Below are 13,086 nucleotides of genomic sequence, written 5' to 3'. Positions count from 1 at the left end.
ATATAACCACCCTTAATTTGAAACTCTTAATTATTATAGGGGAGCAATGCCTTCTATTAGCGTTGATATGACATGGAAAATCAGTAGTATTTTGAGCTCCCCTATCAATTTAAATTATTTACTATGCAAATACGCAAAAAATAACAAGCTTGAAAGATAGTATTTGAACCCTTATCGTTGTACCTTATACCCTACTAGCTCCCGGTCCCATGTGTCGGGAGTCACACCTTCTTCCCGAAGTTTATATTTCTCAACTCTTTGCGATGTATTTCGAGGTAACTCCTCGACATACCGAACAAAACGCGGAACAGCAAAATGAGCTAACCGCTTTTGACAGAAGTCCAGTAATTCTTCTGGCTTTAATTCTTCACCCTTACGTAAAATAACAACCGCAAGCACTTCTTCTTCTGACAGTTCGGAAGGAACACCGATTATCGCTGCATCCAAAACTTTTGGATGCTCATTTATTACACTTTCCACTTCATAGGATGAAATATTTTCGCCACGGCGCCTTACAACATCTTTCATTCGATCTAAAAAGTAAAAGTATCCGTCTTCGTCTATACGACCGCGGTCCCCAGTATGAAACCATAAATTTTGCCAAGCTTTTACTGTTGCTTCTGGCATTTTGTAATAACTTGAAAACATAATCCAAGGTTCTTTTGGCCGTACAACAATCTCACCAGCCACACCTACTGGACAAGGTCGGTCATTCTCGTCGTGAATCTCAACCTCATAAATGGGGACGGGGTATCCACAAGAGCCTTTTCGAAATGACTTGGCTGGATTATATAATGCCGTTCCTAACTCTGTCGATCCATAAACTTCAGATATTTCCACGCCAAAGCGACTTTGAAAATCATCATAGATTTCTACTGGAGTTGGTGCTCCATATGCTTTTCGGACTGGATTATCTGCATCGTCAGGTCGCTCAGGCTGTTTCATGAGTATCGTTAAAAGGGACCCCATAAAGTTAAAAGCTGTTATTTGCTCCTCTCGACAAATATCCCAAAATTTTGATGCCGAGAATTTATCATGCATGACGACATCGCAACCAGCCATTAACGCAACTAAAATCGTTGTATAACGCGCATTGACATGAAATAATGGGAACACAGTATATAAACGATCTTCTGGTCCATACTCCATCAATTCACAAGCGGTTTGGGCAAGACTAAAATTCGCACGGTGACTCAGAAGTACACCTTTTGATGGACCTGTTGTCCCTGAGGTAAACAGAATAAGTGAAGGATCGCTATGCTTGATTTCAACATCCACTGGCAAATCAACGGACAGATCGACTAGTTCTGCATAAAAATACCAATTTACTTCATTGGAGCATTGTTCAAAATCCTCTCCAACGACAATAACATGCTTGAGATGAGGTAATTTTTCTAACAGTTCTGTGATCCGTTCCACCCATTGAGATGAAATAACAATGGCTTGACACTCTGCTTTGTTAAGGATGTATGCGAGAAGGTCTCCACGTAAACCAACATTAATCGGAACTTCAATTACACCGAGGCGAGCTAAGCCTAACCATGTTGCCAAAAACTCAGGACTATTGGGAAGCATGACAGCACAAGTGTCACCCTTTGAAAGTCCTAATGAGGCCATTGCATGAGCTAGTTTATTCCCACTTTTATGAAACTGCTCATAAGTAAGATCCTCAGTCTCAAACCGAACAAATCTGGCATGAGGCTTTTCCATTGCACGATGTTCAACGATTTTTCCAAATGTTTCGATACCTTTGTACATCATGGTCCCCCTTCCTTCTAACTTGCTTTATTTAAAACAAATTAGAAAAACGTATTTTATTAGCCTATTTCATCTGAAATAGGTCCTCATGACTAAAAACTTCTTATTAAATAGTGTAATATATTTAGCTATTAGACTTAGTTCCCCAAAACAAATGACTGTTTGAATTATTCTTTTAAGAAAGAGAATGAATACTTCTACCTTCAGGTTGCTGAAAACTTCACCAAGCTGCTTCTACCAAATGAGTAATTTCTGTTTTTAAATCATCTGTACTTAATACAAAAGCATTCTCTTCTCCTTGGATATCTTTAAGAATATTTTCAACGACTGCTGGAATGCTTTCTTTTGGAACATTAAAATCTCTTAACTTATGTGGAATATCTAAGTCCTCAATTAATCCTCTAATTAATGCTGGGGCCATACTTGCTTTTTCATGAACATTTTTAAGCATTTCCGTTTCCCCTAATATTTCTGGAATTTGGGCCTGCTCTTCGTAAGTTCGTGGCAAAAGAAACTTCATGACGTGAGGTAACATGATCGCTGAAGTCATTCCATGAGGTATATTGTAAGTGGCTCCTAATTGATGTCCGATACTATGTGATAATCCAAGTTTAATATTAACGACTGAAAATAAGGAAAGCCATGCTCCGACCTGGCATTCGAGTCGATATTCCAAATTGGTCGGCTCCTTTTTACTAAGCGGTAAATAATTATATAATTTCTTTAACGCTTGTAATGCTAACCCTGTATTAATTGGATTGGGGGATGGTGAATAAAGCGTTTCAACTGCATGATCAACTGCACGAATCCCTGTTGAGACCCAAAGCCAATCTGGCGTTTCTTCTGTGAAAACAGGGTCTAGAAATACGTATTTTGGTGTCATATTTAAATGAGAGAACTTATACTTCAAATGATCCTTTCCATTTGTAACTCCCGCAATACTTGTAAACTCTGAAGCCGATAAGGTTGTTGGGATTGCAATATGTGGAAGGTAATTTGTCATTGTCAGTTCTTTTTCCGCCAAGTTTTCCGAATAAGGATAGACTTCCTCTTCAGTTTGAACTCTTTCAGCTAAAACAAAGGAAATAATCTTTGCAGCATCAATCGGACTCCCTCCACCACAGCTAATAATTACATCAGGATGAAATTCATATATTTCTTTTATATCTTTCATTAATACTTCACCAGGAACATGTTGTTTTGAACATGTTTCCATTACTTCAATATCGTTATCTTGAAATGATTGAATCATGTTCTGGTACGCTTTTGTTTTTAGCATGCTATTTGTTGTTACAATTAAAGCTCTTTTTACGTTCAAGTTTTTTATTTCATTTATAAGCTGTTTACTAACGACATTTATACCGCAATGAATTCGGTCGACTGGGAGATATTGATAAATCATGTTCAAGCTCCTTCCATATAGACAGACTTACATTTTCAAGTCAGTTATTTTAGTTTCAAAACCGTCGTTATTATTGAGGGCTTTCCTTTAAATCTCGCAGTACTCTTTTTAAAATTTTTCCAGATGGGTTTCGCGGTAATTTATCTATAAACTCTACTTCTTTAATTGATTGATATTTTGCAAGTTTACTGTTACAAAACTCGATTAGTTCTTGCTTATCTAAGACAGCTTCATGTTTTAAAACGATGAATGCTTTCACTTTTTCTCCCCATTTTTCATCGGGTGCTCCTATTACAGCTGCTTCCAATACTAATGGATGCTTATAAATGACTTCTTCGATATCTTTTGGATAAATATTAACACCACCGCTAATAATCATATCTTTTTTACGATCTAGCAAATAGTAAAATCCGTCTTTGTCCACCATCCCCATGTCTCCAGTACGATGAAATCCATCTGGTGTTCTTGTTTTTTTCGTTTCTTCTGGATTTTTATAGTACTCAGTAAACATCGATGGCCCTCTCGCAGCAAACTCCCCTTCTTCTCCAACCGCGACATCATTCCCTTCCTCATCAATCAGGCGAATTTCCATGAAGGAAAGTTGTTGTCCAACACTCGATGATTTCCTTAATACATTTTCTGGACGCAAACAAGCTAGTGGAGTAATTTCTGTTGTTCCGTAATATTCGTTAAAGTCACAGTTAAAATGTTCAATAATTTTCTTTTTCGTCACTTCCGCTAAAGGAGCTCCTGCTGAAACAAGTGAACGTAATGAGGAGAGGTCGTATTGATCAAAAGCTGGTAATTCCAGCATCATAATATATTGAGTTGGTACAAAAAAGGAATGGGTAACTTTGTAATCTTGAATCATTTTCAATGTGTTTTCTGCATCAAAATCTCTTGTAATAATCATTTTGCAACCGAGGATACTGAGACAGAACATATAAAAATGCCCAACGGCGTGATAGATTGGCAGAGTAACTAACACAACATCTTTATAGTTGATCGCCCATTCAGCGGCAAACGAATACGTCCTAAAAATTTGATTTCCTTGGTTAATCATAATTCCTTTCGGTAATGACGTCGTACCTGATGAATAAAGCATTGAAGCCATATCATCAGAATTCACTTGAACATTTGGCGCTTCAATCGAGCCCTTAATTATAAAATCCTCATAGGATATGTAACGAGTATTCATTTCATATTCACTAACTAAGATTGTTGTTGCTTCACTTATATTTTGTAAGCGGTTACTGACTTCATTAAAAGATGCTAGCCTTTCCTCTTCAACAAAAATGTATTTTGCATCAGAATCATTAATTAATGATTGGAGGCTTTCCCCTTCAACCATATAATTAATGGGTACTGACACACCGCCCGCTGCAGATATAGCAAACAGGATTTCCATCATTTCCAATCGATTTCTCATATAGAGAACAATATGATCTCCTTTTTCTACTCCTAAGTCACGTAAAGAATTAGCTAAGGCATTAACCCTTTCATAAAGTTCCTTAAATGTTCTTGACTCATTGTAAAATATGACCGCTTGATCATCAGGCTTATTTTTAGCATGAACCGCTAAACCAGAATGTAAATTACCATAATTCAACCCAATTCCCCCTATCTCTAATGTAAGAACATCTTTTTATTGACGAAAAAGTGAGAATTCTTTAACCTAAATCTATACTATCAGTCAGTGACTTTAATTCACTGACTGATAGTCACCTATTCTAAAATCATCTTAAACTGGTATATTATAATTGTCAATATTTAAAATTTTCTGATTTATTATTTAAGGAGTTGCGACTATGACTACCAGACAACAACAAGCAAAAAATACAAAAAAGAAACTATTGGAATCAGCTATACATCTAGTAAGTAAGTACGGTTATGATCATGTTACAATCGATAAAATTGTGGCAGAATCAGGAGTTTCAAAGGGAACTTTTTATATTTATTTCAAATCGAAACATCAAATCTTTTTTGATATTTTCATTGAAATGAATCAATTTTATGATGAATTTTTAAAAACCTTGCCACCTAACTTAAGCTCTTCTGATAAAATAATTAAAATGACAGAAGCACAAATGGAATATATTTGTGAAACCATTGGAAGAGAATTATTAAGGGTTCTCTATCTTTATAATCCAGAGTATCAAAATTATCTTGCTCGTACAGACAGACAAATTTACAAATTAATCAATTCCCTTATTGTTGAAGGTCAAAGTACAGGTGAATTTACGTCAACATTTACAGCCGAAGAATTGACTAAGTTAATGACTAGATGGATGCGTGGAGCCATCTATGATTGGTCGATTGCCGTAAATAATGATTTTGACCTTGTAAAAGAAAGTAGTAAACAGATTAAGATGCTTTTAGAAGGGATAAGAATAAAATCCTAACAAGCGCTAAGCTTTATTTATCTACCTGTCCCTTATTTTGGAACAGGTAGTTTTCGGTTTTATCTCAAACTTCGATCAATTATAAAATATCAGCGTTTGTTCACAAGTTAATTATTCAGGTGACAAAGTTTAAATATTAAGCTTTTTTTAATGAAGTCAGTAAAGAAAATCCTTCATAGCCATTAGCTGCAATTTCGCTGCATTTCTCTCGGTACGGTCCAACCCCGCCAAGATAAATAAGAAACCTACGCGGCTTACCAGGAATATTTGCACCCGTATACCATGAATCCGTCTTTACAAAGAGAAGAGATTCTCCTACCTCTCTACAATGCTTGCTCCACTCATCTTCTGATTCAACTTTTGCTTCAACGACCTCAATGTCATGCTCGCGAAGATACTCGATACAATCGGAAATCCATTCAACATGTTGTTCGATCGATACAGGTACATTACTAAATACAGAAGGGCTTTCAGGGCCTGTAATCATAAACATATTAGGAAATCCAGCCGTTGCCACTCCTAGATATGTTCTTGTTTGCTCACCATTTTCCCATTTTTCTTGAAGTGAAATTCCGTTTCGACCACGGATATCAATTTTGAACAACGAACCTGTCATCGCATCATAACCAGTAGCAAAAACTATCATATCTAGTTCATACTCACCATTGGTTGTTTTAATTCCTTTTGGTGTAATTTCTACGATCGGATTCGCTTTAACATCCACTAATGAAACATTCTCACGGTTATACGTTTCAAAGTAGTTCGTATCCATAACAATTCTTTTTGTACCAATCCGATAGGTTGGCGTTAGCTTTTTGGCAGTTTCAGGGTCTTTAACAATCTGATTAATTTTTTTACGGACAAATTCTGAAGCCGTTTCGTTTGATTCATCGTTTGCCAGTAGATCAGCATAGGTTTCTAATAATAAAGAGGCACCTCCTTTTTCCCAAGCTCTCTCATATACTTTTTCTTGTTCTTCTGGTGTGTCCTCTATTGCTGAAGGTCTAGGTTCTTCAATATGAGCTGAACCAACAAAGGATTCTCTCATTTGCCGTTTCGTTTCTTGAAAATTTTCTTTGGCTTTTTGAATAGTTTCATAGTCATACGTATAATTTCTTGCAGGTACACTGTATTGTGCAGTTCTTTGAAAAACAGTTAGGTGCCCCGCTTCCTTTGCAATTACTGGAATAGCCTGAACACCAGTTGACCCAGTACCAATTACCCCAACCCGTTTACCTGTGAAATCTACTTTTTCTTTAGGCCATTGACTTGTATGGTACCATTCACCTTCAAAACTGTCTAAACCTTTAAAATTAGGAACATTAGCTGCAGAGAGACAACCTACTCCAGTAATAAAGTATTTAGCTGAATATTTAGTGCCAGCGTCGGTCTCAATCTTCCATCGATTATCTTCCTCATTATATCGTGCTGCAGTGATTTTAGTATTCAACTGGAGGTCACGACGTAAATCAAACTTATCAGCAACATAGTTAAGATAATCTAAGATTTCAGACTGTTCTGGATATCTAGATGACCATGTCCATTCCTTATAAAGTTCCTCAGAGAAAGTATAATTATATTGATAACTTTCATTATCACATCGAGCTCCTGGATAACGATTCTTATGCCATACACCACCAACACCATCAGCTGATTCAAAAACTTGTGTGTTTAAACCAGCCTTTCGGAAACGATAAAGCATATATAGTCCTGAAAATCCAGCACCAACTACAATTGCGTCTAAGTTAATGATCTGATCCTTTTGTATACCCATTTTTGTTATTCCCCCTAAATATTAATTGTTAAAATTTACTAATCTAACAACCTCTTAACTTTTCCACAACAATGTCTTTTAGCAGAAGAGTAAAAAGGGTATATAATATAAGGATTAAGTATTTTTAACCTTCTGCTCAGCTCCATTCAAGAACTGAGCAATTTTAGAAATGGTTCCTTTAATTCTGTCTGGGAAGACGGCCATATTTGTAAAGTAGCCATGAACTAACCCCTCTTCACAAATCGTTTCAACTTTTACTCCAGCTTCTTTTAATCGGTTGGCATATGCTAAACCTTCATCCCTTAGCACATCAACTTCCGCTGTAATGACGAATGCCTGTGGGAGATTGCTTAAATCTTCCGCTAGTAAAGGCGCTACGTATTTATCTACTTGATCTGCTTCATTTCTAATGTAATGATTACCAAACCAAATCATTAAATCTCTATCTAACCCAAAACCTTGTTGGAATTCTTCGTAAGACGCTGTATCATAACCTAAGTTTGTTACTGGATAGATGAGCACCTGTGCTGAAATATGAGGTCCATTTTGATCCCGAGCCATCATAGAGACTACAGCTGCTAAATTTCCCCCTGCACTATCACCGCCTACTATTATTTTGGAAGCGTTACCATTTATTGACGCAGCATTTTCATGTACCCATTCTAAAGCAGCGTAGGAATCTTGCACTGGAATCGGAAACTTATATTCAGGAGCAAGTCGATAATCAACTGAAACTACAATACTACCTGTTCGATTCGCGACCATTCTACAACTTGCATCAGCTAATTCAATATCTCCTAATACCCAGCCACCACCATGGTAGTAAACAAACAACGGAAAAGGATCTTGTCCATCTGGAGTATAAATTCTAATTTTAATTTCATCTTCCGGGTTTTGACCGACAGAAATGATTCGATCCTCAATTTTAGCAAGTGGTGCTAACTCTACCTCAATGGGAGGTGCTTGTGCAAACATTTCTCTAACTGTTTGCGGTTCCATAGATTGAATAGGTGGCATTTGATTAAAAACTTCCAAATATGCTTTTGCTGCTGGATCTAAATTAGGCAATATACTCATCCTCTCAAATATTTTTTAATAACACAACGACCTAAGCGTATGTGGATGTCATTCCACCATCAATGGCTATTATTGATCCATTTATATAGCCTGACTCGTCGCCTCCAAGATAAGCAACCAGACTTGCAACTTCTTCTGGTTTACCTAGACGGTCTGCAGGGACCATCGCTTTTACTAAATCATAAAATTCTTGTGGGTTATTTGGATTATTTTTTTCAGCAGCATGCTTGACCATATCTGTATCAATTGGACCTGGACAAATGGCATTTACACGAATATTTAATCTGGCATTTTCAACAGCAGCTGTCCTCGTTAAACCAACGACAGAGTGTTTACTAGCGGTATAAGCACTAAGATTTGCCTGAGTTGAAATTCCTGCCACTGAAGCCGTATTAATAATACTGCCGCTTTTTTGTTTTTTCATTTGTTGTAGAACATATTTTAAGCCTAGAAAAACTCCTTTTGTATTAACCGCGATCACTTTATCAAACTCTTCTTCTTCATATTCTGTTGTTGGTTTGATCAACCCTTCTATTCCCGCATTGTTGTAAAAAACATCAATTGATCCAAATGTATTTACAGCTTCCTTGACATAGTTTTGCACGTCGTTGCTATTCGTCACATCTGCTACTACTGTATGGATTTCCTGAGTAATTTCCTTTACTAAAGAAACTGTTCTTTCCATCGCTTGATCACTTAAATCTATTAGAACGAGCTTTGCTCCATCATTTGCAAAACGTACTGCTGTCGCTTGACCAAGCCCGCCTCCTGCTCCAGTAATAACTGCAACTTTTCCTTTTAAACTCATTTAAACCCCTCCAATTTTTTTATAATTTACACTTGTCATTTTTCTAGTTTAAGATTAAAACGCGATTCTGGCGTATTTGACCATGGTTCTAGTACCGGGGTATTGTAATGGATTTTAATCTTTCTTTCACTAAACAACCATTTACCTGAACGATTACTAAATTTATCCGTGTAAGAAGCTGCTGATACGAGTGCAACCCCAGCCGAATTTGTTAACGTACAATCAACATCTGCAACAGCTGTCGCCACACCATTTTTTAAATCTACATGAATGACTTCATTTGTTGTAAAGTGATGTGTTTCTGGGAAATCTCTCCAACTAAGCTTTACTCTTTCTAATATTTCCAGCTTATTTTTACTAATGTTTAGTGGATCATTTGTATCCCATACCGCATTCTCTTCCCAAATACTTATAAATAATTCTTCATCAAGAGTATCAATCCCACGGTTATAATTCGCCATTAATTCTTTAATCTGTTCACGTGCCTCCAATTCTAAAATTCTCTCGTCTAATGATTTAGCCAAAATCACTCACTCCTTTAAATTGAAAAATATTGGTTACTTCAGAGTAAATAAATACTCTTAAGATTAGACTACCTCTTAAACTATTACCACCTACTCCATAATTCGTTTTTTGAATAGTGACAATTTATAAATTAATCATAATACTCAGAAAATAATTTAACCATTCCCATAAAAGAATTGGTTTCCCCCCTATTTTTTAGGGAATCTTGTGACTACTCTTGAATAAGAAACACGAAAAATAAATTTTATAACATCATTTTAAGTCGAAAATTATAAAAGAATATATTTTTTGAAGGAATGTCCCCATATCATATTGAATTATTTGAAAACGCTATCAATTTTTAGTACATTTATTTTTCTTTAATTTCTATCTAAAATTATAAAATGTTTAATAGAAAGGAGTACTTGGCATGGTAAACGAACTAACAATAAATGAATATATATGCAATATTGATAAAGCAGTAAATACTGATGAAAAATTAAGACTCATTACTATAGGGCTTATCGATTTATTTCCTATAGAAGAAGTACATTTATTTAGGTATTCACCACTAGGTCATATCGTCGAAGGTATTATCAAAATTAATCCTTCTGGGTTAGATTACATCGGGCATGTTAGAGATCACCTTACAAATTTACCTCCAATTGAGGATGCCATTCGCACAAGAAAAGCAGTTTTTGTTTCAGGTGAGAAACATTTTGAATTTTATGGTAGTAAATATAGTAATCCTAACGGCAAAAATGATCATTTTATTGTTCCTATTACTTTTAGCTCAAATGTAGTGGGATATTTTGGCTGCCGTGAATTTAATAAAAATATTAATTGTGGTGATCATTATTTATCCTCACTTACACATTATGGTAAGATGTGTGGTAAACTACTTCAGAGCAATAAAGACGGCCAATCGATTGGTAGTTTAAGTAAAAGGGAAACAGAGGTCTTGCAAAGAATTTCATGGGGAGAAAGTATAACAGAAATGGCTAATAGTATGGAAATTAGTGAATATACCGTAAAAGATTACATCAAATCAGCTATAAAGAAGTTAGAAGCAAAAAATCGCGTTGAGGCAGTAGCTGAATTACTTCGGAAAGGACTGATTTCATAAAAATTTAAAGCTTAGTAGAAAAATTCAGGTGGACGAAGGATCCACCTGTCTGAATTATTAGGATGTGTATTTAGGAATTTTTTTCTATCTTAATTTATTAGGCTTTTATTCATTCTTACTACTTTAACTAAGAAAATAAACAAACCATTAAATCAAATAAAGATCCCTATAAAGCTAAATCAAGATCCAAATGTCGCTTTTGCAATCGCCATCCACCTTGTAATTTTACAACCTCATCTCGATAGATACCAGAAGATATTACGTGAATCTGTCCATTTTCGACCGAATATAGAGTTAAATACGAAATAACTTTTGCAGACTTTTCACCTACATCTTCAAACAATATATTTGAGATAACGTGACGTCTCTTTCCAGCCTGTGATTCCATATCTGAAGTCATCAACTTCATAATGGCCTGATGACCCTCAAAGGGTCCTACTAATTTTTCCCCAGCGATACACACTGTCATTGTGGCAGCTTCAGCAAAGCAAGATCCAAGTATATCCAAGTTCCTTTCATCATAACCGTATGCTGCCCTGTATAAAAGCTCTATGATCGCAGACTTTTCTTCAATTTTCATCTTCTTCACTCTCTTTCTTTGTTTGACATTGAAATTAATATTTTGAGTTTATTGATTGATCATCCCGCCATCTACTGTATAAATCGAAGAAGAAACGTATGAAGCTTCATCAGATAATAAAAACTTCGCAACATTAGCCGCCTCTTCAGGTTCACCGTAACGTCCCATTGGAACATTAGCTGTAAAACTTTTTTGTACTTCTTCGCCACCACCAGGTGCAACATTTTCTTCAATTTGCCGCATCATCCGCGTATTTATTACACCAGGACAAAGTGCATTCACACGAATACCTTCTGCTGTGACTTCATTGGCTAATGAACGAGTCAATCCGATAACCGCATGTTTAGATGCAACGTATGGAGAAAAACCAGGTGCCCCCATTAAACCAGCTAAAGATGAAGTATTAAGAATACTGCCATAACCTTGATTTTTCATAACTGGAACAACATATTTTAACCCTAAAAATACACCTTTTACGTTCACGTTAAAAACAAAATCTAAATCATCTACTTTTTGCGTTTCAATGTTTCCATATGTCCCTTCTACACCCGCATTATTAAAGAAACAATCAATTCTGCCATATTTATTGACTGTTTGATCAACGTAACTTTTCACCTGATCTTCATTGGCTACGTCAGCTGCTATTGTAAGAGCCTGATCTTCATTTAAACCTAGTTCTGTAATAATATTTTGAACGGCTTCTAAATTTAGATCAACTAAAGCAAGTTTTGCTCCTTCTTCTGACACTTTTTGAGCTAGTGCCTTACCGATTCCACCTGCTGCACCTGTAATTAACACCACTTTATCTTGAAATTGATCCATATAAAAAACCCCTCTCCATTATTGAGCGGTATACCCGCCGTCTACCATTAAGCTTGTACCTGTAATAAAACTAGCATCATCAGAGGCTAAGAAAACTATGGATTTTGCAACTTCTTGAACTTCACCTAATCTACCAATTGGATGAAGGTCAACCAATTGTCGAATCTCCTCTCCACTTAAACTGTCTCTAAGTGCTGGCGTGTATATATAACCTGGACATATTGCATTTACTCGTATATTATCTTTTGCATACTCAAGGGCTAAAGCTCTCGTCATATTTACGACAGCACCTTTTGAACTTGTATATGAAAGCACAGCTGGTGTACCCACATGGCCAAGGATCGAAGCAACATTTATTATATTTCCACCGCCATTGTTCTTCATTACCTTGACAGCATACTTTGCTGAAAGGAAAACTCCATCTAAATTAACAGCAAGAACTTTATGCCACTCCTCAAGGGATTCCTCTTCAGAAGGTCCAATTTTTCCGATTCCTGCATTGCTTACCATGATGTCTAATTTTTCAAATTCACTTACGGCTCTTTTTACAAGTGCTTCAACTTCTTTCTCTTTTGTAACATCCGTTTTTTCAAAGATTACTTTTTTTCCATTTGAATTTAACTTATCCATTAATTTATAACCTAAATCCTCATTCAGATCTGCAAAAACAACTGATGCTCCCTCTTTTACCATTTCACGTACTGTGAATTCACCGATACCGCTTGCTCCACCCGTAACAATCGCAACTTTTCCACTTAATTTTGTCAATGTAACCCCTCCATCTCATACAACTTACTGATAGTAACTTTACTATTGTTATAGTATAGTAGATA

At 36.1% G+C, this 13,086-nt stretch carries 12 protein-coding genes; 2 read left to right on the top strand and 10 right to left on the bottom strand.

Translation table 11 applies throughout. The features are described from left to right. Window positions 1–171: 171 nt before the first annotated feature. From J0N78_RS11810 to J0N78_RS11800, 3 genes are all read right to left on the bottom strand, one after another. Window positions 172–1,758 (bottom strand): AMP-binding protein, encoded by a 1,587-nt coding sequence (locus tag J0N78_RS11810; RefSeq protein ID WP_209123296.1) that lies wholly within the window; start codon window positions 1,756–1,758, stop codon window positions 172–174. A gap of 220 nt (window positions 1,759–1,978) precedes the next feature. Continuing rightward, complete coding sequence (locus J0N78_RS11805; protein WP_209123295.1) at window positions 1,979–3,160, bottom strand: iron-containing alcohol dehydrogenase; 1,182 nt, start codon at window positions 3,158–3,160, stop codon at window positions 1,979–1,981. Between the two features lie 70 nt (window positions 3,161–3,230). Continuing rightward, window positions 3,231–4,769: a class I adenylate-forming enzyme family protein gene (locus J0N78_RS11800; RefSeq protein WP_209123294.1), complete on the bottom strand. Its 1,539-nt coding sequence runs from the start codon at window positions 4,767–4,769 to the stop codon at window positions 3,231–3,233. Between the two features lie 199 nt (window positions 4,770–4,968). Here J0N78_RS11800 and J0N78_RS11795 point away from each other — a divergent pair, with 199 nt between their 5' ends. Further along, the gene (locus tag J0N78_RS11795; protein WP_209123293.1) at window positions 4,969–5,562 is read left to right on the top strand and encodes a TetR/AcrR family transcriptional regulator; all 594 of its coding nucleotides are present in this window, start codon (window positions 4,969–4,971) and stop codon (window positions 5,560–5,562) included. A 136-nt stretch (window positions 5,563–5,698) separates the two neighbouring features. On the opposite strand, the gene J0N78_RS11790 is transcribed toward J0N78_RS11795, so the two are convergent. The 4 genes from J0N78_RS11790 to J0N78_RS11775 form a co-directional block, all read right to left on the bottom strand. Continuing rightward, window positions 5,699–7,336: a flavin-containing monooxygenase gene (locus J0N78_RS11790; protein WP_209123292.1), complete on the bottom strand. Its 1,638-nt coding sequence runs from the start codon at window positions 7,334–7,336 to the stop codon at window positions 5,699–5,701. A 114-nt stretch (window positions 7,337–7,450) separates the two neighbouring features. Continuing rightward, entirely contained in the window at window positions 7,451–8,404 is a 954-nt protein-coding gene (locus tag J0N78_RS11785; protein WP_247747257.1) for an alpha/beta hydrolase, read from the bottom strand. A gap of 40 nt (window positions 8,405–8,444) precedes the next feature. Next, entirely contained in the window at window positions 8,445–9,221 is a 777-nt protein-coding gene (locus J0N78_RS11780) for an SDR family NAD(P)-dependent oxidoreductase (protein ID WP_209123291.1), read from the bottom strand. A gap of 35 nt (window positions 9,222–9,256) precedes the next feature. Further along, window positions 9,257–9,745 carry a nuclear transport factor 2 family protein gene (locus J0N78_RS11775; protein WP_209123290.1) on the bottom strand — a complete coding sequence of 163 codons (489 nt, stop codon included), beginning with the start codon at window positions 9,743–9,745 and terminating at the stop codon, window positions 9,257–9,259. Window positions 9,746–10,155: 410 nt separating this feature from the next. Here J0N78_RS11775 and J0N78_RS11770 point away from each other — a divergent pair, with 410 nt between their 5' ends. Continuing rightward, the gene (locus J0N78_RS11770; RefSeq protein WP_209123289.1) at window positions 10,156–10,851 is read left to right on the top strand and encodes a helix-turn-helix domain-containing protein; all 696 of its coding nucleotides are present in this window, start codon (window positions 10,156–10,158) and stop codon (window positions 10,849–10,851) included. Window positions 10,852–11,017: 166 nt separating this feature from the next. On the opposite strand, the gene J0N78_RS11765 is transcribed toward J0N78_RS11770, so the two are convergent. The 3 genes from J0N78_RS11765 to J0N78_RS11755 are packed head-to-tail and all read right to left on the bottom strand — an operon-like array spanning window position 11,018 to window position 13,021. After that, window positions 11,018–11,431 carry a nuclear transport factor 2 family protein gene (locus J0N78_RS11765; protein ID WP_247747272.1) on the bottom strand — a complete coding sequence of 138 codons (414 nt, stop codon included), beginning with the start codon at window positions 11,429–11,431 and terminating at the stop codon, window positions 11,018–11,020. A 48-nt stretch (window positions 11,432–11,479) separates the two neighbouring features. After that, window positions 11,480–12,253 carry an SDR family NAD(P)-dependent oxidoreductase gene (locus J0N78_RS11760; RefSeq protein WP_209123287.1) on the bottom strand — a complete coding sequence of 258 codons (774 nt, stop codon included), beginning with the start codon at window positions 12,251–12,253 and terminating at the stop codon, window positions 11,480–11,482. A gap of 18 nt (window positions 12,254–12,271) precedes the next feature. Beyond that, on the bottom strand, window positions 12,272–13,021 hold the full coding sequence (locus tag J0N78_RS11755) for an SDR family NAD(P)-dependent oxidoreductase (protein WP_209123286.1): 750 nt from the start codon (window positions 13,019–13,021) through the stop codon (window positions 12,272–12,274). Window positions 13,022–13,086: the final 65 nt, after the last annotated feature.

It is taken from the genome of Alkalihalobacillus sp. BA299 (assembly GCF_017745675.1).
Taxonomy (GTDB): domain Bacteria; phylum Bacillota; class Bacilli; order Bacillales; family Bacillaceae_F; genus Alkalihalobacterium.
Note: the sequence above shows the minus strand (reverse complement) of the source record. Positions and strands in the feature narration are given on the sequence as shown.